Source organism: Echinicola shivajiensis (assembly GCF_018642165.1).
Lineage (GTDB): Bacteria > Bacteroidota > Bacteroidia > Cytophagales > Cyclobacteriaceae > Echinicola > Echinicola shivajiensis.
On record NZ_JAHHZM010000003.1, the window covers coordinates 446,783 to 472,467 of the forward strand.

The 25,685-nt window shown below is 40.4% G+C and carries 14 protein-coding genes; 10 read left to right on the forward strand and 4 right to left on the reverse strand.

What is annotated here, in order from left to right:
* Positions 1-2 precede the first annotated feature (2 nt).
* From KMW37_RS08410 to KMW37_RS08420, 3 genes are all read left to right on the forward strand, one after another.
* Entirely contained in the window at positions 3-1,532 is a 1,530-nt protein-coding gene (locus KMW37_RS08410) for a glutamate racemase (protein ID WP_246581402.1), read from the forward strand.
* Positions 1,519-3,105 (forward strand): N-acyl-D-amino-acid deacylase family protein, encoded by a 1,587-nt coding sequence (locus KMW37_RS08415; protein WP_215224169.1) that lies wholly within the window; start codon positions 1,519-1,521, stop codon positions 3,103-3,105. The genes KMW37_RS08410 and KMW37_RS08415 overlap by 14 nt, the downstream gene beginning before the upstream one ends.
* 511 nt (positions 3,106-3,616) lie before the next feature.
* Complete coding sequence (locus tag KMW37_RS08420) at positions 3,617-4,777, forward strand: glycoside hydrolase family 43 protein (RefSeq protein ID WP_215224170.1); 1,161 nt, start codon at positions 3,617-3,619, stop codon at positions 4,775-4,777.
* A 119-nt stretch (positions 4,778-4,896) separates the two neighbouring features.
* Here KMW37_RS08420 and KMW37_RS08425 read toward each other — a convergent pair whose 3' ends face one another.
* The 4 genes from KMW37_RS08425 to KMW37_RS08440 form a co-directional block, all read right to left on the reverse strand.
* Entirely contained in the window at positions 4,897-6,000 is a 1,104-nt protein-coding gene (locus KMW37_RS08425) for a glycoside hydrolase family 43 protein (protein ID WP_215224171.1), read from the reverse strand.
* A gap of 145 nt (positions 6,001-6,145) precedes the next feature.
* On the reverse strand, positions 6,146-7,036 hold the full coding sequence (locus tag KMW37_RS08430) for a phytanoyl-CoA dioxygenase family protein (RefSeq protein WP_215224172.1): 891 nt from the start codon (positions 7,034-7,036) through the stop codon (positions 6,146-6,148).
* A gap of 29 nt (positions 7,037-7,065) precedes the next feature.
* The gene (locus tag KMW37_RS08435) at positions 7,066-11,106 is read right to left on the reverse strand and encodes a hybrid sensor histidine kinase/response regulator transcription factor (protein ID WP_215224173.1); all 4,041 of its coding nucleotides are present in this window, start codon (positions 11,104-11,106) and stop codon (positions 7,066-7,068) included.
* Positions 11,107-11,662: 556 nt separating this feature from the next.
* Positions 11,663-11,830: a hypothetical protein gene (locus KMW37_RS08440; protein WP_215224174.1), complete on the reverse strand. Its 168-nt coding sequence runs from the start codon at positions 11,828-11,830 to the stop codon at positions 11,663-11,665.
* Between the two features lie 110 nt (positions 11,831-11,940).
* Here KMW37_RS08440 and KMW37_RS08445 point away from each other — a divergent pair, with 110 nt between their 5' ends.
* The 7 genes from KMW37_RS08445 to KMW37_RS08475 all read left to right on the forward strand — a co-directional run bounded on the left by KMW37_RS08445 (position 11,941) and on the right by KMW37_RS08475 (position 25,657).
* On the forward strand, positions 11,941-15,066 hold the full coding sequence (locus KMW37_RS08445) for a SusC/RagA family TonB-linked outer membrane protein (RefSeq protein WP_215224175.1): 3,126 nt from the start codon (positions 11,941-11,943) through the stop codon (positions 15,064-15,066).
* A 13-nt stretch (positions 15,067-15,079) separates the two neighbouring features.
* Entirely contained in the window at positions 15,080-16,945 is a 1,866-nt protein-coding gene (locus KMW37_RS08450; protein ID WP_215224176.1) for a RagB/SusD family nutrient uptake outer membrane protein, read from the forward strand.
* 24 nt (positions 16,946-16,969) lie between these two features.
* Positions 16,970-17,674, forward strand: coding sequence for a DUF3823 domain-containing protein (locus tag KMW37_RS08455; protein WP_215224177.1), 705 nt, complete (start codon positions 16,970-16,972; stop codon positions 17,672-17,674).
* 111 nt (positions 17,675-17,785) lie between these two features.
* Complete coding sequence (locus KMW37_RS08460) at positions 17,786-18,850, forward strand: family 43 glycosylhydrolase (protein WP_215224178.1); 1,065 nt, start codon at positions 17,786-17,788, stop codon at positions 18,848-18,850.
* A gap of 23 nt (positions 18,851-18,873) precedes the next feature.
* On the forward strand, positions 18,874-20,964 hold the full coding sequence (locus tag KMW37_RS08465) for a CehA/McbA family metallohydrolase domain-containing protein (RefSeq protein WP_246581403.1): 2,091 nt from the start codon (positions 18,874-18,876) through the stop codon (positions 20,962-20,964).
* Positions 20,965-20,990: 26 nt separating this feature from the next.
* Positions 20,991-23,516, forward strand: coding sequence for a glutaminase family protein (locus tag KMW37_RS08470; RefSeq protein ID WP_215224179.1), 2,526 nt, complete (start codon positions 20,991-20,993; stop codon positions 23,514-23,516).
* Between the two features lie 5 nt (positions 23,517-23,521).
* Positions 23,522-25,657 (forward strand): beta-L-arabinofuranosidase domain-containing protein, encoded by a 2,136-nt coding sequence (locus KMW37_RS08475; protein ID WP_215224180.1) that lies wholly within the window; start codon positions 23,522-23,524, stop codon positions 25,655-25,657.
* Positions 25,658-25,685: the final 28 nt, after the last annotated feature.

A 25,685-nucleotide genomic window follows, 5' to 3' on the forward strand; every position in this document is an offset into this window, starting at 1 on the left:
AAATGAGAGCAATGAAAAAATATGCCCTTTTGGCTGGTTTTACTTTTGTGCTGTTTTCGTGCAGTGAAAGAGCAGCCAAGAAGGAAAAGACCGAGAATCCTCATTCTACGGCCATTGAAAAGGCCATTTTAGAAGAAGAGGACAATTTTTATTATGTCGATTTTGAGAAGTATCCCGAAATGGACAGCAACTTACCAATTGGGGTGTTCGATTCAGGTACTGGTGGTTTGACCGTATTAGATGCGCTTGTGCAGTTTGATGAACACCAAAATGGAAACCAGCAGCAGGGCAAGGATGGGAACCCCGACTTTGAGGGGGAAAAATTTATTTACCTTGCCGATCAGGCTAACATGCCATATGGCAACTATTCAAGTGAAGATAAAACGGATCTTTTGGTTGAACATATCATCAAGGATACCCAGTTTATGCTTTCCAATAAATATTATGAAAGCAAAAGCGCTACTGAATTTAACAGTGACAAGAGTCCCATCAAAACCCTTGTCATTGCATGCAACACAGCGACTGCATATGGAAAAGAGCTAATAGATTCCTTTATTCAAAAATCAGGAATTGAGTTATATGTAATAGGTGTGATTGACGCTGGCGCTAGGGGGGCTTTACAGGAGTTGAGCAAAAATGAAGATGGGGCTATTGGTGTAATGGCAACTGTTGGTACGGTAGCTTCAAAGGGATATGAGAATACCATTATGCGGATCAAAGATGAACTTGCATATACGGGCAATATCCAAGTCTATAACCAAGGAGGTCATGGCATTGCTGAAGTGGTGGATGAAGAGCCTGATTTTATTGATAGAGATGCCGCATCTCCTCGGGATAATTATAGGGGACCGTCATTGGGGAATGCTGAATTTCCTATAGATAAGACCTTGATGGATATCTATAACTTTGATTTTGATCATTCCAAGATGCTTTGTGATTCCAAGAATACCGATGATTGTCAAGTACTTCAAATCAATGATTCAGAAAATTATGTTCGATATCACTTGGTTTCTTTGATGGAACAAATCAGAAAGGACCCTAATGCACTTCCCTTAAAAGCAATTGTATTGGGCTGCACGCATTATCCTTATCTAACTTCGGATATTGAAATGGTCCTGGACGAACTTTATGAGTACCAAAAGAAGGGGAAATACATCTATAGAGAATTTATGGAAAAGGATGTGGCTATCATAGATCCTTCTATCAATGTGGCAAAGGAGCTTTATGCTTATTTGTCCGAAAAGAAGCTTTTTAATACCAAGGGAAGCATGAAGGACAGTGAGTTTTATATCAGTGTTCCCAATCAAGATAATGCAAAGGTAAAGATCGATGAAAATGGCCGATTTCCTTATGCTTACAAGTATGGACGAAATGAAGGGGAGATCCAAGAGTATGTGAAAGTAGTGCTATTCTCTTCAGATAATATTCCTGCCGAAACAATAGAGAGGCTATCCAGTTCCATTCCATCGACTTTTTCACTTATTCCTGCCTTTACAAATACTCCAAAATTGATTGGAAATGAAAGCAACTGAGATTAAACTAAAGCAAGCTCCCTTTAGGATATACTGGATTGGCCTTTGTCTATTGTGGGGCTTTTCATGTCAGCCAAAGGTAAAAGTGGACTTGCTGATTACTGGAGCTAAGGTATTTGATGGTACTGGTTCTCCAGCTAAAGTTTTGGAGGTGGGCCTTACCGATGATCGGATAAGTTATGTAGGAGAAAGCGGTGAAAGAAAGGTGCTAGCAACTGAGGTCATAAATGCTGAGGGGCTTTATTTGGCACCGGGGTTTATAGATCCACATACCCATGTGGATAGGGAATTGTCTGACCCAGAACAAAAAGGGAATATTAGGTACCTAAAACAGGGAGTAACTACTGTGTTTGCGGGAAATGATGGAAGCAGCCCAATGCCGATCAAGAGAAAGCTTGATGAGTGGGAACGGCAAGGAATAGGTACCAATGCTGCGCTTTTGGTAGGGCATGGTTCGGTACGGCGTGTAGTGATGGGAATGAAGGCAGAAGAGGCCTGTCCTGAAAAGTTAGAAGAGATGAAAAAAGTAGTGGAACAATCCATGAAGGATGGGGCCTTTGGGATTTCAACCGGACTATTCTATGCACCAGGAAGTTTTGCCAATATGCATGAAGTTATTGAGTTATCAAAAGTAGTCGCAGCATATGATGGCATTTATGATACCCATATGAGAGATGAAGGCTCTTATAATATTGGCTTGATGAATGCAGTGAAAGAGACAATTAATATAGGAAGGGAGTCTGGAGTGGATATACATATCTCCCATATCAAATGTCTGGGCACAGATGTTTGGGATAAAAGCCCCGAGGTTATCAAGCTTGTAGAAAAGGCCAGAAAAGAAGGGGTAGAGGTTACTGCCAATCAATATCCCTATTTGGCTTCTCGAACTACCCTAAAAGCGGCATTGATTCCAAGGTGGGCAGAAGACGGGGGGTACGAAAATATGGTAGCCAGGTTTGATATGCCCAGTCTTCGTGATTCGATTGTTATGGGAATTGTAGAGAATATCCGTAAGCGAGGTGGTCCTGAATCATTGATTTTTTCTGCTGCTAAGGATACTAGCATGATTGGACTTAGTCTTGGGGATATGGCCAAACAATTGACATTAAGTTTACCAGAAACGGTGAAAGAAGTGCTCAAAAAGGATGGGGGGATACAGGTCATTTCCTTTAATATGAAAGAGAGCGATCTCAACAGGTTTATGCAGCAAGAATGGGTCATGACTGGTTCTGATGGAGGAGCAGGACATCCTAGACAGTTCGGGACTTTTCCGAGGAAGATGCACAAATATGTAATGGAAGAAAAGGTGATTGATTTGCCTTTTATGATTCACAGCTCTGCAGGTTTGACAGCTACAACTTTTAAAATAAAAGATAGAGGATATATAAAAGAAGGATTTTATGCTGATTTGATCCTTTTTAACCCTTTAAAAGTCGAGGATTTGGCCTCTTTTGAAGCCCCGTATGAAGAAGCCATTGGAATGGAATATGTGTGGGTAAACGGTGAAATGGCTATCGAAAAAGGAAAATACACAGGAAAACTTTCAGGAAGGTCTTTAAGACATGAGCCCTAAGGCCTTGAAAGCAAAAAAGCCATGAAACACAATCTCATAGCTTTAGTCAATTAACAATAAACCCAAAATAACCTGCTGTAGGAGAAGGACTCGAACCTCCACGGAGTAGTTAGGCAAAACACGAGCTCGATATTTGCTTTATCCCAGATTCTCCACCCCCGAGACAGGAGGGCTTGTCTGCCAATTTCAACACCCTACAGTATAGAAAAGAAGACCATTTGTCTTTCTTTGATATTTCAAAGGTAGATAGAATTCGTTTTTATTGCAAATAATTTAAATAAATAATTTTAAAAATACTTATTTGACAATGTTTGTGTTTAATTTTTAATGAAATAATAATTTTGCGGTGCTTAAATTTATCGCTATTACCAAAATATAAATGGGTGAAGTTTCATTAATAGTAAACAATTGAAGTGATTTGGGAAATTGTGTCATTAAATGAAGGATTTTTTTGGGGGATTCTTATAGATAGGTTTTAATTTTATTGAAGAAACTTATACAAGTACCTCATATGAAAAGATATTTAATAGACCCAATCCAATACTTAGTTACTTTTTGTTTATTAGTCATACTGTTTGCAGCTTGTCAATCAAAAGGAAGTGATGAAGCTAAATTGACTAAAAGGGATAGTTCAGAAATATCCCATTATAATAATCCATTAGACGTAGCATTTGGAGACCCCTATATCCTCAATGATGGGAATGGCAAGTATTATATGTATGGCACAGGCGGTGGTGCTGAAGATGGATTTGCAGCTTATTCATCAAGTGATCTTGTGGATTGGAAGTTTGAAGGGCAAGTCTATACAGGAAATACAGAAGAATCCTGGGCCAGCAAATTCTTTTGGGCTCCTGAAGTGTACAAGATTGATGGAAAATATTATATGTTTTTCAGTGCCCAGTGGAAGGTTAATCCAACCAATGAGGAGGAGAACTTTATGATCGGAGTGGCGGTGTCTGAAAGTCCAACAGGTCCTTTCAAGGAAATGTTTGATCGTCCCATATTTAATCCTGGGTATCCTATTATTGATGCCAATGTGTATCAAGAAGATGGAAAGTATTATCTCTATTATTCAAGGGCCTGTTATAAACACCCAGTAGAGAGTGAAGTAGCAGATTGGGCTAAGGATAAAGGCTGGTATGATGAGGTAGAGGAAAGTTGGGTATATGGGGTGGAACTAAAGCCCGATTTTTCTGGTGTGATAGGAGAGCCTGTACTATGTCTTCGCCCACCATTGAAAATGGATGATGAACAGGCCGAGTGGGAAAGCCGTTCTGTTACCAAACAGGAGATTAATAGGAGATGGACTGAAGGTTCAGTAATTTTTAAAGAAGGTGATACTTACTATATCATGTATTCTAGTAATTATTATGCTGGGCAAAATTATGCGGTGGGGTATGCAACCGGTAAAAGCCCTCTAGGTCCATTTGTTAAAGCAAGCAATAATCCGGTTTTGGAACTCAATACCCATAAGGGTGGAGAGGTAACAGGTACTGGCCATAATAATATTGTCTTTCTGGACAATGGCGAGATGTATTGTGTCTATCATGGAAGAACCAAGGCTTCTGGACAGGACAGGGTAGTTTTCTTGGATAAAATGGAAATCAAAAAAGATGGAACCTTGGTGGTTCATGGTCCAACAACTACCGCTCAGCCAATGCCATTGAAGTAAAAAGTAGCAAGACAGAAAAAAGAGAAAAGAAGAAAGAATAAAGTAATGCTCTTGGTTCTTTCCCTTTTTCTCTTGGCTTTAAAAAATAAGTCGTGAAGAATAAATAGTAATACTCATATTTATGGTGTCCCTGAAGGCTTTTCCAGTTGTTCAGAAGTACTCACCGGTTTTCCCAATATTGGCATATCATCATGTGTCCAAGAAATCTTTTGCGCTCTTGGAGACCTTTTAGGGGAACAGCCACCATCAGGGCTGTCAGTGGCATGGTAAAGAATCCAATCTTCTGTTCCGTCAGGGCTTTTGAAGAAGCAGTTATGGCCTGTTCCATAAACCCCATTTTCCTGGGATTGCTGGAAGATAGGTTCCTGTGATTTTTCCCAGGAAGATGGGTTTAGCAAATCCTTATCTATAGAAGTAGTCAAACAACCCAAAGCGTAATAAGGAGTCCAGCAACCACTTGCTGAGTAGATAATATGTAGTTTGTTTCCATATTTGAGCATTTGTGGGCCTTCATTGACGTAAATGGGCGCGTCAGGAACCCAGGTATCTTCATATTCCCAATTTCTTTCCCATTCAAATTCTGGTTCAGAGATCATGATACGGTCTGAATCAATCGTCCAAGGATTGGACATGGAGGCGATGTAAATTCTTTGCGTTTCAGTATCAACTTTTTTATCTGCCCATCCTGACCATATAAAATAGAGTTGGCCTTTATGTTCAAATACACTTCCATCAATTGCCCAATTGTCATTGGCATCCGTGGTGATTTTCCCTTTCATGATAAATTCTCCTTCAAAGGGGTCTTTAGAAGTGTTTTCCAGCGCATACATCCGGTGGTTATTGTTGTCCCCATCGTCGGCGGCCACATATATATACCATTTGTTATCAATTCGGTGAATTTCAGGAGCCCAAATATTTTGCGAATACATCCCTTCGTTTGGAGCTTGCCAGACTACTTCTTTTTCAGCGTTGGCTAGATCAGTGATGTCAGGGGTCCGCATCAAGGTGATTTCTCGATTACCTGAACGGATATAATAATAGTAACCCTCACTGTAGATGGTCCAAGGATCGGGTCCGCTTTTTAAGATGGGGTTATTAAAGGTGTCATGGACATTCTCATTTTTCTTGTTTTCCACCAACTCAGTTTGCTGATTTTTTTGTTGGCATGTACTTAAAAGCGCTAAGGTGGTTGCTGTAAGAGATATTAAAATATTGAATTTCATTTATCTAGGTTAATCGGGATGAAATAATTGTATGGATAAATTATAATAAGCTGATTTTTATTATTTTAATTATAGCTTTTGATCAATGAGGTAGAAATACTTTACTATGTAAAGCCGGCCTTTTCTGGTATGGTGAATAGTCGAACTAGCTTTTATTAGGCTCAAATAAAATTGGGAAAAATTGACCAGCTATTGCTTGCCCTGTTGGGATAATAGGTACACCGGTTAGCAATTCATCATCCGAATTGGATTTTGTGCCATCGGCAAAGACATTGAGTACAAAAGCTCTTCTGGCTCGATCAGACTTATTTTCATAAGAACCATGGACCATCAGAGGATGATGGAAGGTACCATATCCTGCAGGCATTTCTACGGCCACTTTTTGATCATATTGTTTTTGTTGTTCAGCTGACAATAGTTCCTTTAGGCTATCCATATCACCAGCCAGGTTGATCTTGTCCAATAGTTTCCACTTTTGGCTTTGGGGAATGTACTGTAGGCAACCATTGTCCTCAGTAGCATCATCTAAGCCCACCCAGCAAGTCAAATGCTGCATGGGAGTGGTTCTGGTCCAATAACTATAGTCCTGGTGCCAGGCAACTACACCTCCATGATGCGCGGGTTTGCAGAAAAGCTGGTCATGCCAAAATCTCACAGCCTTGTCTCCCAATAATTGAGAGGCAGCAATCACAAAGCGTGGATTCCAAAGGACGTCATGGAAACCTGGTGTAATACGCCAGTGACCTAATGAATGAAAAAGTACCGAGTTAGGATCATTGGATTGATTACTGTGAAATTCATAAAAGAGGTCATGTTTTGGATGGCTTGGCTCTGCTATTATAGCCAGTTCCAGACGAAGTTGCTGGATTTGGTGTTCCTCTAAAATTTTAACATTTGTCAAATATCCATATTCATTAAAAAACTCCAACTGTTCATCGGAAAGTCGGTATTCATTCCAAGCCTCTTGGGCAGATATTTTTGGGAAAAGCTGGCTGATCAGTTCATGATGATAGGACAGATCTCTGGAAATTTTCATACAAACCGGATTATTGTGACGGGGATAAACTACATTGTTTCTGTATTTTTGCTGAAGTCTTTAGGTAGCTCTCCAAATTGTTTTTGGAAACATTTGGAGAAGTAAGACGGTGAATTAAAGCCCACTCTTTCGCTTATTTCTGTGACTGTATATTGACCTTCCATTAGCAATTCAGCAGCTTTTTTAAGCCTTACCAAGCGGATATACCCATTAGGGGTCATTTCAGAAACTCCTTTGATTTTACGTAAAAGACTGGATTGGCTCATACATAAGACTTCTGCCAATTCATTTACTCCAAAAGTTTCATTACCAAGGTTTTCAAGGATGGCCTCATTGGCCTGGGAAAGGAATTCCTCATCAGCACGGGTATAGGCTATGGTATCCACATTGACCATAGGCTGGTTGGCGAAAGCTCTCCTTATCTGATCTCTATATTGTAGTAAATTCTTTATTTGTAGGACTAAATGGTCAATGGAGAAAGGCTTCTCAATATAAACATCAGCACCATGTTCCATTCCTTCAATCTTAGATTGGAGATTGTTCTTGGCAGTGAGCATTATGAAAGGTATATGGCTATAATTGATATCCGACTTTACTTTTGCACATAGTTCAAAGCCATCCATAATTGGCATCATTACATCACTGACGACTAAATCAATCGGTTTGGCATCGAGTATTTTTATCGCTTCCTGACCATTTTCAGCTCTATGGACATGATATAGGTTTTTAAGCTGGTCATAGATGAACTTTTGCAATTCTTTATTGTCCTCAACGATAAGCAAAGAAGCTTTGTGAGTAATAGTTTCTTCTTTTATTACGGGTTTTAGAGCTTCTTTTTGTTGTTCAGGCCCTGGTGTAGGTTCGTGTAGCTGAATGGTGTTTTCTTGCTTGATAGGGAGTTCAAGTACAAATGTATTTAGCTTTTTGGAATTGGGATCCACATATAGTTTGCCACTATGCATTTCTGCCAATGATCTGGCAAGGGGAAGTCCCAAGCCCGTTCCCGAGGTGGCCCGTTTGTTCTCATGACCATCAAGCTGAAAGAACGGTTCAAATATTTTCTCTTGCTTATCAGCCTCAATGATTTGCCCGTCATTGCTCACAAGAATTTGGAATTGTCCCTTGATCGGGGAAATGATCGTATCGACCTGAACAATGCTATCGGCATGTTTTATGGCATTCGAAAGAAGATTGCTTAGAATTTTTGTAAAAGCTTCCTTGTCAATGTCCGCGAAAAAGGGTTCTTCTTGCTTTACCAAATGGAAATTGATATACTGCTGTTCTGCACTGGTTTTGAAGCGAACAAATATGTCCTCGATAAGCTGGCCTATTTCATTTCTGGTAAAACTGAGCAGGAAGCCTTTTTGCTCTGTTTTTCGGAAATCCAGTAATTCATTACTAAGGTCTATCAGCCTATTGGCGTTTTTATTCATGATCCAAAGGCTTTCCTTAATATCAGATGGGTAAGCTTCCTCTTTTTTGAGAATGCTTTCCAAAGGCCCCTTGATCAAAGTAAGCGGTGTCCTGATCTCATGAGTGATATTGGTGAAAAATTCGATCTTTGACTGGTAAACCTCTTTTTGCTTTTCATCTTCCAGTTTTTTAAATGCTTCCCGTTGCCTTTTAATAATTTTGTTTCTGGAGGCCCTTACGATAAGGAAAATGATCATCGCAGCCAGTAGCGCATAAGCTAAATATGCCCATCCAGTCTTCCAGAAAGGGGGCAAAATGGTGATGTGGAGTTGTCCTTCACGATTACTCCATTCCCCGAAAATATTGGCAGATTTGACTTTAAGTGTATAATTTCCCGGAGGTAAATAAGAGTAGTTGATACGCTGATTTTGATTGAGGAATGTCCATTCTTGATCAAAACCTTCCATTTTATAAGCATAGGGTTTGGCATCTGAAGCGGTATAGCTCAATGCGGCAAAATCAAAGCTTAAGGATGATTGGTCATGCGCAAGCGTAATGGACGAGGTCTTGGTAATGGACTTTTCCAAAACTGATTCTTCTCCTCCAATGCTTACAGGATTGTTAAAAATTTGGATTCCAGTAAAGACTACTGGCGGATCGTATTCATAGGGCTTGAAGTCCCGTGGATCAAATGTGATAAATCCATTTAAGCAACCGAAGTAGAGAGTGCCGTCATCGGCTCTAAAACCACTTTTATAGTTGAAAGGGTAGGGCATCAAACCATTGTCCTTTGTAAAGAGCCTATAATCGTTGGTCTGTGGATTGAATTCCATCAGCCCTTTATTACAACTTAGCCATAAATGACCTGATATATCTTCAAGGATTTTGTAAACCGTATTACAGGCAAATCCTGTTTTACTGTTATAAACAGAGAAGTCGTCGCTTTTTTCGTTATACATACAGAAACCGCCTCCCTCAGTAGCGATCCACAACCTGTTTTGGCTGTCTTCAAATAGATTTATTATGGAAGGGTGTGGTAAACTATTGGGGGTTTCAGGATCGGGTAAAAAAGTCCTGGTTTCTCCTGTTTCCGGATTATACCTGATTAGCCCATCAGCATAGGTGCCTATCCAGATATTTCCATTCTTATCTTCCAATAAATCGTAAATGAACTTATGCCCAATTTCTTGGGTGAACTTAACACTGTTGTTTTTCTCATCCAGTTTGAAAAGGCCGGTAACGGTTCCCAGCCAAACTTGGTCTTTATTGTCCACTAATAGGCTATGGATTTCATTCTCTTCAGATGGGTTTTGATCAGCTTTAAACCTAATGATTTCAATTTGATTGGTGTTTAAGTTGATCTTGTTAAGGCCTACAGCGAAAGTCACCGTTCCTACCCAAAGCTCATCACCTCTTCTTGCCAGTCCATGGATATTATGATAAGATAAGCTATTAGAGGAGTTGTCGGGAAGGAAGTGGGTAAAGGTATTGGTCTTAGGGTCATACTTATTGAGGCCGGCGTCTTCCGTACCAATCCAGATGGAGCTATCATTTCCCTCGATAAACTGTCTTACACGTTGACCGCTTATGGTATTTGAATTGGGAATAGGGTAGTGCTTTTCAAATTTTGTGGGATGACCGGGAAGGAAGTTGATACCTCCAAAATAGGTGCCTAGCCACATGCCTCCTTCTTTATCTCTTTCTATGCAATAGACAGCGTTGTCAGAAATAGAATAGGGATCATTTAGGTTATGACGAAAATTTTTAAACTTCTTTTTTTCTAAATCGAAAATAAATAGACCCGATTCAGAAGCTATCCAAAGTTCATTATTGGAAATTTTGTAGAGATCCCTGATTAATAAGTTTTTTCCATTAGTGGCCTTGGTGAGCAAAGGTTCGGCAATTCCACTGCTTTTGTCCATCACCCAAACTCCTGCATTTTTTGTTCCCAAAATTAAGCTGGTCCCATAATCTTCAATATGCAGTACGGAAGCTTGTATTACTTCCTCATTATTGAGGGTTTTGATGAATTGGTCTCTTTTGGGAAGGTATTTATATACGCCCAGTCTTGAGGTACTTATCCATATATCACCTTTTTCATCAACATTCACATTGGTAAAATTATTGTCCTCAGGGTTGTGTTTGCTGATGTTTCGGTATTGGACCAGTGTGTCTTTTTTGATGGAATATTTGAAAAAGCCCTTATTGTTAACGGAAAAAAGTATTTCCCCCTCTATTGATTCTTTGATTTCGCCTACGTTTCCTGATATATATTCCCCATGGTTGGAAACCTTATTAAAATAAGTGAATCTTTCAATATCTGGATCGTAAGTGTATACGCCATTTCCTGTACCAACCCAAAGTGTACCTCTACTATCCTCGAACAAGCCATAAATGAAATTATTTCCAAGTCCATGGCTTTGTTTTGATTCTGAATTAAAGACTTTGAAATTGTGTCCATCATAGCGGTTGAGACCATTCTTAGTGCCAAACCACATAAAGCCTTGCTGGTCCTGTAATACAGAAAAGACCGTACTTCCGGATAGACCGTCTTCCATATTGATATGCTCAAAATATCTTTCATGGGTTTGGGCATAAGCGGAATAAACTGATAGACTAAGTAGAAGAAGTAGGAATGCTTTGAATTTAAAGTTCATGGGTTAATCGAAGGGTCTATTATTATGGCTAAAATACAAAAAAGCATCGTCTTGATATTTAATGCAATGAATAATTGCTATTCACTAAGATGGATTGAAGGATTTTTTATACTGACTGACGGAAAAGTTTCATTACTGAATAGAGGTGACGGATTTTTAAGGCTAAAAATTTTTCTAGAAGACAACAATAACATGGGCTGATCGATGATGAAATCGGGTGTGAAAAGGTGATGTTGTTTTGTAAATGTGACTTTCAAGCGATTATAGGCGGGTTTTTAAAGGGTAGTGGATTTTTCGGAATAGAGGCTTATCTGAAAAAAACAGTTGAAATTTTATCACAATTTTAATTTGTGGCTTTTTGTGGAAGTAAAAAAAAACAGGCACATAAAGGCGCTTAGTAATGGAAAAAAAGGGATAGCAGGAAATGTTGCATTTAATGAAGGATTTGTGGCAAGCATTCGGATGGTTGCTTCATAAATTAGCATTATCAAAGAACTGGCTAAATCTATTAAGTACCCATTCTTTGTTCAAATAGTTTAATTAACAATAGCTGAGTTTATCCTCCGGACAAGCTTAGATAACCCAAATTAAATGAAATATAAAGCACACCCATTACTCGGGCCAGCTCATTTTCTTTGAGCTTAGTCAACCCAAGACTGAAAGCCCTCAAATCATTAATCTTAAACAAATATTCCCCCAATGAATCTTCAAAAGAGGGGAACATTGGACGCTAGCTTATAGGATGAATAATACCAATAAGCAATGGTAACAGATGCCTTTGTGCCTTCTGTTTAATGTTAGAATAATAACCTTAACCCTTAACCTATTTTCTAAATGAAAGAAAAATTACTAAGAAATAGCAGTTTGATATTTGTTCTGCTATGTGGTTTGGTATTTTCTGCTTTGGCCCAAACAGGGAAAACAGTAGAAGGTACCGTAATTGAAAAAGAGACAGGGGAACCTATCCCTGGCGTAAGTATCCTAGAAAGGGGTACATCAAATGGAACTGTCACCGGTGTGGACGGTGAATTTAAATTAGAGCTAAGAGGAGACAACCCATCTATCAGGGTTTCTTTTATTGGTTTCAAAACCATCGAAGCTGCGGTGGGCAACCAAAGCAGTTTTGAGTTTGAACTGGAAAGTGACCTTGGTGAGCTTGAAGAAGTGGTCGTTGTTGGTTATGGCGAGCAGAAGAAGGAATCCATTACCGGTGCTGTTTCCAATGTGACCAGTAGGGACATTGAACAGGTGCCGACTGCTACCGTTTCTGGTGCCTTGGCCGGTAAGCTTCCTGGCTTATCCTTTAGAATGCCTGATGGTCGTCCGGGAGCTGGAGCCAATATCCAGATCAGGAATCTTGGAAATCCACTTTTCGTAATTGACGGTATCCAAAAAGACCAAGGCCAGTTCAATAACTTGGCGCCTGGTGATATCGAAAGTATCACGATCCTAAAGGATGCTTCTGCGGCGGTTTATGGCTCTAGAGCGGCCAATGGTGTAGTCGTGGTGACTACTAAGAGAGGTAATAGAGGTGAAAAACCTTCTATTAATATTAATGGCTATTACGGTGTGCAAAACTGGTCACGATTCCCTGAAGGAGTAAATGGCTATGAGTGGATGCAAGGACGTGCAGAGGCTGATATGAACCAGTTTGGTAGCACCAATATCAGTCGGGATGAATTGGACAAATGGAAAGCTGGAACAGAATACGGTTATAGATCATTTGATTGGAGGGACTTTATCATAAAAGGAAATGCGCCACAAAGTAATTTTAGTGCAAGCGTTTCTGGTGGTTCTGAAAAGACAAATTATTACTTGTCACTTACTAGATTTGATCAGAAGTCAGTTTTTAGTGATGAGTTTGAGTTTAACAGAACCAATATCCAGGCCAATATCAATACTGATGTAACTGATCGTTTGACAGTGGGAATGCAGATCAATGGCCGTTTGGAAAATAGAGAAAACCCAGGTGTACCAGGTGGAGATGATTACTGGCAACCTCGTTTTGCACTGTTCAGAAACAGGCCTACCGAGCGTCCATATGCCAATGACAACCCAGATTATCCAGCCAATATCAATAATATTGAAACCAACTGGGCATTGCTGAACTATGACCGTACTGGTTTCTTTAAAAACTATTGGAAGAATATTCAGACCAACTTCTCGGCAGAATATGATATTCCTGTAGAGGGGCTGAAAGCGAAGGGTCTATATTCTTATTATTTTGCGGATAACTATATCAATACCTTCGAATATACCTATGATGTGTATGATTATATCCCAGAAACTGATGAGTATATCAGAACTGGTGGTAATGACAATCCTTATAGAGACAGAGATCAAAGAAAAATAGAAGAAACAGTTGGGCAATTCCAGTTAAACTATGACCGTGTATTTGCCGACAAGCATAAATTGTCAGTATTGGCCTTATATGAAAGAATCCAAAGAAGGGATTATAGAAACTGGATACATTCGGTTCCTACCAATAACTATTTACCACTAGTTCAATTTGCTGACATGGACCGGTATGACGACTATGATAATGAGGAGGCAAGAATTGGTTATGTAGGTCGTGTCAATTACGAGTACAAGGGGAAATACCTTTTTGAAGTAGCAGCCAGGTATGATGCGTCATGGAAATTCTCTCCAGAAAATCGTTGGGGTTTCTTCCCTTCTGTGTCGGGTGGTTGGAGAATCAGTCAAGAACCATTTATGGATAATATAGCTTCAAGCGCCAATTTGGATGAATTGAAGTTAAGGGCTTCTTATGGTGAGTTAGGAGATGATGATATTGGCATTGGGCCATTTGATTATATTCCTGGATATACTTATGGGGTTTCCACCGTCATAATTGATGGAGAAAATATACAAGGTTCTGCCAATAGAGGAAAACCAATAGATAACCTTTCTTGGTATACCAGTAAGATGTTTGATGTGGGGATTGACTTTTCTTTTGGCGCAGGCAAAATCACTGGTACAGCAGATTATTTCCGTAGAAAAAGAGATGGTCTTAGAGATATTAGAGATGATGTGTTCTTGCCATTGGAGTTGGGTTATGGTCTGACTGATGAAAATCTGAGCAGTGATGCTGACGTGGCTTTTGACCTTGGTTTAAATTATAATGGCAAGGCCGGCGACTTGACTTATAGAATCGGAGGTACATTTGGTTATGCCAGAAGTAAATTCCTTTCTTCCTATAACCCAGTATTTAGTAGTTCTTGGGATCATTATAGAAGATCAGGAGAAGACCGTTGGAACGGCATCTTCTGGGGCTATGAGATCCTAGGACAATTCCAGTCTCAGGAAGAAATCAATAGCTATCCAGTCAATATAGATGGACAGGGAAATGGGACTTTATTGCCAGGCGATTTGATCTATAAGGATGTAAATGGTGATGGTAAGATCGACGGATATGATGAGCGTCCTATTGGTTATAGCTTGGATGGCCCTCCAACTATCAACTATGGTCTTAACATGTATTTCAATTATAAGAATTTTGACCTCACCATGGATTTTTCCGGTGGCTCAATGGCATCCTACTTACAGAACTGGGAAATGAGGTGGCCTTACCAAAATGGGGGGAACCTGCTTGCCTATATGTATGATGACAGGTGGCATAGAGAAGATCCTTATGATCTGAACAGTGAGTGGATTCCAGGCTCTAGTCCTGCTTTGAGATTCAATGCCGGTGGACATAGTAACTATAACAGAAACTCTACTTGGTGGTTGACCAATATCAAATACATTAGAATGAGAACTGCATCTATAGGTTATACACTTCCTCCAAAGGTATTGAGTAAGCTAAAAATAGAAAGAGCAAGGGTTTATTTCACGACTTATAATTTGTTCTCTATAGATAATGTACATCAGTTTGGCATTGATCCAGAAGTTAGAGATCCAAATGGTTTGCAGTATCCGCAAAATGTGAACATGAACTTAGGGTTTAACTTGACCTTCTAAAATGAAACTGGACATGAAAAAATACATATATAGCATTTTCGCATGCTTGATTTTATTCACGGCATGTAATGATGAAGAATTCCTGAACCGTGATCCGCAAAATATACTTTTGGAAGATCAGGTATGGGAAAATGAGGACTTGGTCCTGTCAGTTTTGGCAGATTTGTACAATAGGCTTCCTGATTACCAGACCATAGAAAGATGGTGGGAATATGCCAATTTTGATGAAACTTTTGCTTCCAATGCAGGTGATTATTGGAGACACCAAAACCAAGATTATGGTTATGGTAACTGGGGCATGTGGGATTATGGTTATATCCGTGATATCAATCTTTTTATTGAAAAGGCTGAAATTGCTGATCAGCTGGATCCTTCAGTTAGGGCACAGTTTATCGCTGAAGCCAAGTTTATTCGTGCCATGGTTTATTTTGAGCATGTGAAAAGAATGGGCGGAGTACCTTTGATCCTTGAATCCTTGGAATATGATTATAGTGGTGATCCCACTTATCTTCAGTACCCCAGAGCCAAAGAACATGAGGTTTATGACTATATCATCGAGGAAATGGAGGATATCAAAGGTGATTTGCCTGATGGCGGTACCCGTTCAAGAGCTACTGTAGGTGCTGCACTTGCCCTTGAGTCCAGAGCAGCCTTATATGCTGGATCTATCGCCAATTATGGACAGTTGACGCCAAATGTATCCTTGCCTGGAGAAGAGGTAGGTATCCCTGCTAGCATGGCCGACCAATATTATACCATTTCATTGAGAGCTTCAGAAGAGCTGATAGGGCTGGATACTTATGAATTATATCAAAATGACCCAGATCCATCAGAGAATTATGCCAATATTTTCTTGAACAAATCAGCCAATAATGAGGTGATTTTTGCTAAAGATTTCTTGGTACAAGGTAGGACTCATGGATTTACCATTGAAAACATTCCAAGGTCATTGAGAGAAGAAAATACTGTGGGAGGTAAAATGAATCCTTCATTGAATTTGGTACAATCTTTCGAACTTTTGGACAATACTTTTGCTCCACTTCCTACCACAGATGAGAATGGAGATCCTATTTACTATGAAAACCAATTGGATATTTTCGAAGGAAGAGATCCTAGATTGGCCGGAACAGTGATTCTTCCTGGTGCTAGCTTCAGAGGAAGCGAAGTAGATATCTGGGGCGGTTGGAAAACAACAGACGGAACTTTGATCACTTCAGATCAGCTTGGAGGTAGAGGTACCCTGCCAAATGGAGAAAATGCACAGTTGGTAGGCTTTGATGGTCCTATTCCTAACTTGGAATGGTCTGCCCAAGGAGGTTTCTATCTTAGAAAATATGTGGATACTTCTGTAGGATCAGGTCAGCGTGGTACAGGTAGTGCTGTATGGTGGATCCGTTTCAGGTATGCTGAAGTCCTGTTGAATGCCGCTGAAGCAGCCTTTGAACTGGGAGATAATACCAAGGCAGCTGCCTATATGAATGAAGTGAGAAGAAGGGCAGGATTCCCTACTGATTTGGCACCATCTGAAATCGATTTTGATAGAATCGTTCATGAGAGAAAAGTGGAATTGTCCTTTGAAAACCACATCCTTTGGGACTATAAGAGATGGAGATTGGCCCACAGGGTTTGGAACGGAGAATCTGTTGATTTAACCAATAATCCTGGAGATGCCGAGGCAGTAAGTACCCGTGTATTTGGTTTGAGACCATACAAGGTGTATGATCCTGGAAGTCCTAATCATGAAAAGTGGGTGTTTGAAGAGTTTTTACCGACTCCGGTATTCAATCCTCACAGGTTCCGTTTAGGAAATTACTACTCATTTATTGGGGATAATGTTAGGAATGCCAATCCGAAGATAGTTAGAAATCCTAACCAGTAAAAGGACCTTTAAATTATAGAATTCATGAAAAATAGTATCAAATATATAGCGGGGCTCTTTTGTTTGACCATGGGTCTAACATCATGCGAATATGATAACTATGATGAGCCAAAGTTACTTTTTGAGGGTAACTTGGTTTATCAGGGTGAGCCGATAGGCGTTAGCTACAATGACGTTTACTTTGAATTATGGGAAGAAGGCTGGCAGACCTTCGGAAATATAGGTGTGTCGGTGGACCAGGATGGCTCTTTCTCTTCCTTGCTTTTCTCAGGTGATTATAAATTGATCATTCCTGCTAGCCAAGGACCATTTATGAACATCACGAATGCAGAAACCAATTCAGATACCATTCCTTTGAACTTAAGGGGTAGCTTGGACATGGATATTGAGGTATTACCTTATTATATGTTAAGGGATGTCAATATCTCTGGAAACAGTAGCTCCGTCAGTGCTGATTTTTCTTTGGAGCAAATCATTACTGATGAAAATGCCAAGGGAATCAATGAAGTGGTACTTTATCTGAGCAAAACCACTTTTGTGGATGGTCGTACCAGTATCAGCTCTGCGAGCTTAGGCGGCGGTGATATCGCTGATTTGAGCAATATCCAACTGAATACTTCTGTGCCTGATATGACGCCTACGCAAAACTATGTGTTTGCACGGGTAGGAGTACGTATTGATGGTGTGGAGGACATGTTGTTCTCAAATATCCAAAGAATTGATTTCTAATATTCAACTAAATTAGCTTGGATTGAGGTGTCGACTTTCGAATCCGCTCAAGGTGACACCTCAATCCAAGCTGGTTTTATTTTTAATAATTGACCCTAAATAATTAACCTAATGAAATTACCACTACAATCGATTTTTATATTTCTCCTGTCTGTTGGCTTGGCAGCATGTAGCAGCAATGCACAGGAAGCCATTCCTGATACGGAGGATAGCGAAAAGGAAGTAGTTGAAGGGAAATACACCAATCCTGTTTTTGAACCTGTTTTGGCAGATCCAACCATAGTGAGTGACGGTGATTATTTTTATGCATATGGCACAGAAGATAATTGGGGCAATGAGGGTGGCTATCATCTGGTACCAGTTATCAAATCAAAAGACTTAATCCAGTGGGAACTGGTAGGGGATGCCCTTAAAGCCAAGCCCACTTGGAAATCCGAAGGAGGCATCTGGGCGCCGGATGTCAGTAAAGTCGGAGACAATTTTTATATGTACTATTCCTATTCTACTTGGGGAGATGCCAATCCCGGAATAGGCCTGGCAATAGCCGATTCACCTGAAGGTCCATTTGAGGATTATGGGAAAATTTTTGACTCAAACAGCATAGGGGTAAACAATAGTATAGACCCTTTTTATTATGAAGAAGACGGCCAAAAGTACCTTCTTTGGGGAAGCTTTAGAGGGCTTTATATGATTAAATTATCTGAAGATGGTAAGTCCACCGTGGGAGAAAAAGTACAAGTAGCTGGGGATCATTTGGAAGCTTCTTATGTCTATAAGAAAGATAATTTTTATTACCTGTTCGGTTCATATGGCTCTTGTTGTGAAGGGGCCAATAGCTCATATCAAGTGTGGGTTGGCAGATCCGAAAAGCTAGAAGGACCATATTTGGATAAATCCGGAAATAAATTGTTGGACGGCCATTATGGAGAATTGGTCGTGAAGGGCAATTTGGGGAGTACTGGATTTGCCGGTCCCGGACATAATGCGGAGATCGTGACCGATGCAGAGGGAGAGGACTGGTTGGTTTATCATGGTATGCTAAAAAGCAAGCCAAGAACCAATAATGGCACCAATAGGAGAAGCCTTCTCATAGATAAAATCATCTGGACTGATGGATGGCCTAGCTTGTTTAGACAAGAGCCAAGTACCAAGGCAAATGATGGACCTCAATTTTAGTTTAAACTAACCAAGAATAACAAATGCGCTTTCCAATTAAAATCTTAATATTTTTATTTTTGCTTTCCCATGGTTTTTTAGCCTTTGGACAAGTGGATGTGGACTTATCAGCGTTTAACACCAAAACCGGAGCTAAGGTAATACAGAATCAACAGTACTTGGAGATTTCCTGGCCACTGGAGGAAGGGAACAGGGCCGCCATTTCCCTTAACCTTGAAAAAGGAACAGAGATTTTTGACAACCTTGAAGTCATTAAAAATGGTAAATCTTCAAGAGTGGCAGAAAACCTAAGTCCCATATTTATTTTGACGGTGGGGGAAAGGGATTTAAGTAAAGGTAGTGGATGGAACATTTTTTTTGATAGAACAGCTTATAAGCCCCATGATACCTATAAAGCTTCTTTACAAGTTGAAAATATAAGAGTAATTAGTCATGGACAACGAACCGTTGTTCAAATAGATAAAATGAACGCTGGTAATTTTTCAGGCTGGTTGGAGATCAGTCTTTACCATGGAAGCCCTTTGATGAATTTGGCGGCAGTGCTCAGTACATCAGAAGATGCCAAGGCAATAATTTATGATGCAGGTTTGGTAAAGAGGGATGAAGCATGGAATGAGGTGTTTTGGGCAGATACAGAAGATTATCTCCATTCAGACAAGTCATCAGGTATTGACAGCCCAGCAAAGAATCTTGCAGTAAAATACCGCACGATCATTGGCGAAAGTAAGCATGGAAGTTTGGCTGTTTTTCCAGCTCCCCATCAATATTTCTATCCTTTGGACAATGCCTACAATCTTAAATATGTGTGGTATGGGAGCAATTACAGAGATATTGAACCTGGTTTCGGAATAGGTATTCGCCACGATTTGATGGGAGATAACAGGCATGTTCCTTGGTTTAATGCCCCTCCAGAAACTAAGCAAAGGTTAAACTTTTTTGTATATCTCAGCGATACCAAAGATGCTCAGGTACTAGAAGAAGTAAAGGCCTTTACCCATGGTGATAAATACAAGCCAATTACAGGATATAGGACCATGGCCAGTCACTTTCATACCGAACATATGGATGATGTGCTTACACACAAGCCCATTCCCGACATTCCGGGACATGTGAAAGCTTTGCGCAGTATGGGGGTAAATATCATGCATTTGGGAGAATATCATCTTGCAGGCAACCCTAGGGATCTTGGACCAAGGAGACTGCCAGAGTTGCAATTGATGTTTGAGGAATGTGCAAGGCTTTCAGAGGCTGACTTTTTGATGCTACCTGGTGAGGAACCTAATGTTCATCTTGGAGGTCATTGGATGAATCTTTTTCCCAATCCTGTCTATTGGATTATGTCCAGGGAGGAAGGGAAGCCATTTGTGGAGGAACATCCTGATTATGGAAAGGTTTACATGGTAGGTAACCAAGAAGAAATGCTAAAGTTATTAGAGACTGAAAAAGGCTTGGCCTGGACTGCCCATGCAAGAACCAAAGGCTCCACGGGTTTTCCAGATAAGTATAAAGAGGAAGCCTTTTTTCATTCAGACCGGTTTAATGGAGCTGCCTGGAAGGCTATTCCTGCGGATTTGTCCATTCCGAATATGGGCAGAAGGGTATTGGACTTGATGGATGATATGGCTAATTGGGGTGAAAGGAAATATGTGATAGGAGAGGCAGATCTATTTAAGCTAGAACCAGACTATGAGATTTATGGTCATATGAATATCAATTATCTTCAGATGGACAAGCTGCCTAAGTTCGAAGAGGGATGGCAAGCTGTTTTAGATGCGATGGAGCAAGGGAAGTTTTTTGTAAGTACAGGGGAGGTTTTGATTCCTGAATTTTCTGTGGAGGGTAAAGGAAGTGGAGAAAGTATTCAGTTGAAATCAAATGGAAAGGCAGAGATGAAAGTAAAAGCAGAATGGACATTCCCTCTGAATTATGCAGAAATAGTTTCTGGAGATGGTGAGCAGGTTTACCGCCAAAGGATAGATTTAAGTGACACTAAAGCTTTTGCTCATCAAGTTTTTGAATTTTCGGCAACGCTAAAAGGAAGAAAGTGGCTTAGGCTTGAGATATGGGACGTAGCGGCCAATGGCGCTTTCACCCAACCTATTTGGATAGAATAAATATAAATGAATTTAAATAAGAGACTATGATTGTTAAGATGAAAAATTGGGCACAAATCCTAGTAGGAGTTTGTCTTAGCTCTTTGGTAGGGTGTCAGGCACCTGAAGAAAAACAATTGGAGGCAGACTTGGCTACCATAAATGATATTAGGCCACCGGCATACCCTTTAATTACAGTGGATCCATATTTTAGTGTATGGAGCATGGGAGATGAGCTTCACGGGGATGCTACCAGACATTGGACTGGAAAGGAAAATGACCTTCAAGGGATCATAAGGGTAGATGGCAAAGCCTATTATTTTTTAGGTGAGCCAGTGACGGAGACCAAGGCAGTTTTGCCACTGACAGGAATGAAGGAAACCTGGTCTTATAGCCTGGAAAAGCCTGCAGGAGAATGGAAGGAGATAGCTTATCAAGAAGGGAAACAGTGGAAATCCACCCGAGGCGCGTTTACCAACGGTGATGATAGTCCGGCACCGAATAAATGGAATACTGAAAATATTTGGGTGAGGAGAAGTTTTGATTTGAAGAGTACTGATTTTCATGACCTATTATTGAATATCCACCATGATGATAATGTCAAGGTGTACCTGAATGGTGTTTTGGCCTATGAAAAAAAAGGATGGGTGCCGAGTCCAGCTACTTTTGCTATTAATGAGGAGGCTAAGAAGGCCTTAAAAGTTGGTGAGAATATCATGGCGATTCATTGTGAGAATACGGCCGGAGGGGCGTTTTTGGATGCAGGTCTAGTTGAAATTCTTCCTCCAGCTATTGAGATAGCTTCAGCTAAGCAAACCAATGCGGAGGTTAGAGCAACCCAAACACTGTATACTTTTGACTGTGAGGATGTAGCGCTGGAGGTAACATTCACCGCTCCAATGCTACCCGATAATTTGGAAGTAATGACCAGACCTGCCAATTATATCAGCTTTGGGGTTCAGTCAAAAGATGGAGCAGAGCATGATGTACAGGTGTACTTCAGTGCAGCAGGAAACATGGCCGTAAACACCATGAATCAAGAGGTTTCTTGGGAAAGACCAGGGATTTCAGGTTTGCAGGTAATGAAATTGGGAACAAGCACACAGCCAGTTTTGAAGAAGAAAGGGGATAATATCAGGATTGACTGGGGATACCTGTATCTGGCTGCCAATGATCAGGAGAATACTACATCGAAAATTGCCGTTAATACGGAATCTATTACAGATTTTGTGAAAAACGGAAAATTAAGTGGCCCTGACGCTTCTGATAAGCCGGTATCTTTGAATCATAAATTGATCACCCAAGCAGTTTCATTTGATTATGGTAAAGTTGGAAGCACTGCAAAGGAGAATTTTGTAACGCTTGCATACGATGATCTTTATGCAGTTCAGTTTTTTAAAGAGAACCTCAAGGCTTGGTGGAAAAAATACGGTATGAGCACAGAGGAAATGCTTCAAGCTGCCCAAAGTGATTACAGCAAATTAGTAAAGGAAAGCAAAGAATTTGATCAGCAATTGTTTAATGATGCGTTGAAGGCTGGAGGAGCAGACTATGCTGCTATTTGTGCATTGGTTTATCGTCAGGCCGTTTCGGCCCACAAAACAGTCGAAGGCCCTAATGGTGAGCTTTTCTTTTTCTCTAAAGAAAACTTCAGTAATGGATCCATTGGCACTGTGGATGTTACCTATCCTTCAGCGCCATTGTTTTTGATCTATAACCCTGAACTTTTGAAGGGAATGCTAGAGCCAATTTACTATTATAGTGAAAGTGGAAAATGGGCGAAGCCTTTTCCTGCCCATGATGTCGGTACCTATCCTTTAGCCAACGGACAAACTTATGGGGAGGATATGCCTGTGGAAGAAGCTGGGAATATGTTATTGTTGACCGGTGCAATTGCCAAAGTGGAAGGGAATGCGAACTATGCCGCTAAGCACTGGGATGTAATGACCACATGGGTGGAATATTTGGCCAATGAGGGATTTGATCCAGCCAACCAACTTTGCACAGACGATTTTGCCGGGCACTTGGCGCATAATGCCAATCTATCTGTAAAAGCCATTTTGGCCATTGCAGCTTATGGGCAGATGGCGGAGAGCTTGGGTAAGCCAGAAGTCGCTGAAAAGTATACTGCCATGGCCAAGGATTTTGCTCAGAAATGGATGGAGAAAGCTGAAGATGGTGATCATTATAGCTTGACCTTTGACAAAAAAGATACCTGGAGTCAAAAATACAACTTGGTTTGGAACAAGCTGTTGGACTTGAATATCTTCCCAGAAGATGTGGCACAAAAGGAAATCGCCTATTATTTGACCAAACAGGAAGATTTTGGTTTGCCATTGGACAGCAGAAAAACCTATACCAAATCTGATTGGGTAATGTGGACCGCGACCATGGCAGACGATGAGGCTGATAAAAAAGCCTTGATCAAACCTATGTTTACCTATATCAATGAAACGCCTAATCGGATTCCTGTAAGTGATTGGCATGAAACTACCAATGCAAAATCAGTGGGCTTCAGGGCCAGATCGGTAGTTGGTGGGTATTTTATGCCTGTCCTCAAAGAGAAGTTATAAACGATATGATTTTCAAGAGACATACCCTAATGACCAGTGTAGCCTTGCTTGCTCTCCTCCTTTCCTGTAAAGAGGAGAAGCAGGCAACTGCCGATATTACTTTGGTGGACAGAATAGATACCACTGCTACCAATGCACATTATATAAGTAATAGGGCCCCGCTAAAAGCGAGCGCTCTTGTCAAGCTACCTGTTGGGACAGTGCGTCCGGAAGGCTTTTTGAAGGAGTATTTGAACAGGCAAAAGGAGGGGCTTACCGGCAATCTTGGAGAAATTAGTGCTTGGTTGCAAAAGGACGATAATGCCTGGCTAAGTAATGATGGCGAAGGAAAATGGGGCTGGGAAGAGGTGCCTTATTGGCTAAAAGGTTATGCCAATATTGGATATTTGCTAGAGGATAAGGCCATGATCGAAGAAGCGATGGTCTGGATAGAAGGTACCATCAATAGTCAGAGAGCAGACGGGAATTTTGGTCCCCGGCACTTTGATGGAGATAACCAGGATTTTTGGGCCAATATGATTATGCTATACTGCTTGCAGTCATACTATGAATATTCCCATGATGAACGTGTGATTGAATTAATGACCAAATATTTTAAATATGAGTTGAGCGTTCCAGATGAGAACTTTCTGATTGGTTATTGGCAAAAACTAAGGGGAGGTGATAATCTTCATAGTGTGTATTGGCTATATAATCGTACTGGGGATAAATTCCTGTTGGATTTGGCAGAGAAGATCCACCGGAATACTTCAGATTGGATAGGCAGACAGCATGACCTAAAGGATATTCATAATTATTATGAAGTCAGAGATGGAGGAGAGGCCCCTGATTGGTATAGAGATCAGATTGACTGGCATAATGTAAACCATGCTCAGGCCTTCAGAGAACCGGCACAATATGCTCTCTTATCTCATAAAGAGGAGCATATTAATGCTTCATATGAAAACTTTGAAATCATCAGGGATCATTTTGGTCAGGTTCCGGGAGGAATGTTTGGCAGTGATGAAAATGCAAGACCAGGGTATGCAGATCCAAGGCAAGGGATAGAAACCTGTGGTATTGTAGAGCAGATGAATTCAGATGAACATTTGTTGAGAATTACAGGAGATCCATTTTGGGCGGATCATGCTGAAGAAGTAGCCTATAATATTTATCCAGCTGCTGTTATGCCTGATTTTAAGTCTTTGCACTATATTACTTCTCCCAATATGGTATTATTGGATGCGGAAAACCATGCACCGGGCATTGCCAATACGGGACCTTTTTTGATGATGAACCCATTCAGCTCTAGATGTTGTCAGCATAACCATTCTCAAGGTTGGCCTTATTTCATCGAAAATCTATGGATGGCAACGCCTGATAATGGTTTGGTTGCAGCTATTTATGGGCCTAGTAAAGTTACTGCAAAGGTAGGAGCAGAGGGAAATGAAGTGACTATTAGTGAAACAACCCATTATCCATTTGAGGAAGATTTAAACTTTACAATTGAAACAGCAAAGGCCGTTGACTTTCCGCTTTATTTGAGAATACCTGCATGGACCAAGCAGGCTGAAATAGCTATAAATGGAGAAAAGTTGAAGCTGGATATTTCTAAGTCTGGTTATGCCAAAATCCAAAGAGAATGGCAGTCTGGAGATCAAGTGACACTTAGTTTGCCAATGGGAATTGAAGTTGAAACTTGGGAGAAAAACAGTAACAGTTTCAGTGTAAATCGAGGTCCGCTTACCTATTCATTGAAGATAGGTGAAGACTATATTAAAAAAGATAGTGAGGAGACAGCCATTTGGGATTCAAAATGGCAAGAAGGGGCAGATACAAAAAAATGGCCTTCATGGGAGGTGCATCCAACAACAAATTGGAATTATACCTTGGTATTGGATAAGAACAATCTTGAAAAATCACTTACAGTTGAAAAGAAAGAATGGCCTGAGTCTAATTTTCCTTTTACTCCAGAGAGTGTACCATTGGTAATCAAAGCCAAAGGAAAGCAAATTCCTGAGTGGCAGATTGGTCAATATGGATTGGTGGGAGAACTGAAGGATTTGCCAAAGACCACAGAAGCCCCAACAGAAGATGTGGAGCTGATTCCTATGGGAGCTGCTAGACTTCGTATCAGTGCCTTTCCGGAACTAAAGCAATAAAGAAACAAAACTATCAAATTTAAATAAA

Bases quoted from the DNA above. Each gene is read 5' to 3' on its own strand.
- KMW37_RS08450 (WP_215224176.1), top strand. From the start codon at position 15,080: ATGAAAAAATACATATATAGCATTTTCGCATGCTTGATTTTATTCACG.
- KMW37_RS08460 (WP_215224178.1), top strand. From the start codon at position 17,786: ATGAAATTACCACTACAATCGATTTTTATATTTCTCCTGTCTGTTGGC.
- KMW37_RS08445 (WP_215224175.1), top strand. From the start codon at position 11,941: ATGAAAGAAAAATTACTAAGAAATAGCAGTTTGATATTTGTTCTGCTA.
- KMW37_RS08410 (WP_246581402.1), top strand. From the start codon at position 3: ATGAGAGCAATGAAAAAATATGCCCTTTTGGCTGGTTTTACTTTTGTG.
- KMW37_RS08420 (WP_215224170.1), top strand. From the start codon at position 3,617: ATGAAAAGATATTTAATAGACCCAATCCAATACTTAGTTACTTTTTGT.
- KMW37_RS08435 (WP_215224173.1), bottom strand. From the start codon at position 11,106: ATGAACTTTAAATTCAAAGCATTCCTACTTCTTCTACTTAGTCTATCA.
- KMW37_RS08470 (WP_215224179.1), top strand. From the start codon at position 20,991: ATGATTGTTAAGATGAAAAATTGGGCACAAATCCTAGTAGGAGTTTGT.
- KMW37_RS08455 (WP_215224177.1), top strand. From the start codon at position 16,970: ATGAAAAATAGTATCAAATATATAGCGGGGCTCTTTTGTTTGACCATG.
- KMW37_RS08425 (WP_215224171.1), bottom strand. From the start codon at position 6,000: ATGAAATTCAATATTTTAATATCTCTTACAGCAACCACCTTAGCGCTT.
- KMW37_RS08415 (WP_215224169.1), top strand. From the start codon at position 1,519: ATGAAAGCAACTGAGATTAAACTAAAGCAAGCTCCCTTTAGGATATAC.
- KMW37_RS08465 (WP_246581403.1), top strand. From the start codon at position 18,874: ATGCGCTTTCCAATTAAAATCTTAATATTTTTATTTTTGCTTTCCCAT.
- KMW37_RS08475 (WP_215224180.1), top strand. From the start codon at position 23,522: ATGATTTTCAAGAGACATACCCTAATGACCAGTGTAGCCTTGCTTGCT.
- KMW37_RS08430 (WP_215224172.1), bottom strand. From the start codon at position 7,036: ATGAAAATTTCCAGAGATCTGTCCTATCATCATGAACTGATCAGCCAG.
- KMW37_RS08440 (WP_215224174.1), bottom strand. From the start codon at position 11,830: ATGTTCCCCTCTTTTGAAGATTCATTGGGGGAATATTTGTTTAAGATT.